The sequence below is a fragment of the Cedecea sp. B1(4) genome (genome assembly GCF_059414925.1).
Genome location: NZ_JCAHMZ010000088.1, coordinates 1 through 209, shown reverse-complemented (window position 1 = coordinate 209; position 209 = coordinate 1). Strand labels below are relative to the sequence as shown.

1 protein-coding gene is annotated in these 209 nt (G+C 29.7%); it reads right to left on the bottom strand.

Annotated features, from left to right (window positions below; all coding sequences use genetic code 11):
* A partial coding sequence (locus tag ACR6JA_RS22200; protein WP_494599552.1) for a hypothetical protein occupies positions 1–209 on the bottom strand: 209 nt, incomplete at both ends.

Sequence of the window (209 nt, the reverse complement as noted above, 5' to 3'; positions counted from 1 at the left end):
TTTTTTTTTTTGGTTGTTTGGGGGGGGGTGTGAGGGGGTTTAATTCCGTGTTTTTGGGCGAGTCCCGTGGTAGGTTGGTGGGTTTTTTTGTGTTTTGGGGGGGTTTTTTTGTTTTTTTGTTTTTGTGTGTTTTTTATATTTTGTTGAAATTTTTTTTTTTTTGTTTTTTTTTTTTTGTTTTTTTTTAATTTTGTTTTTTTGTTTTTTTT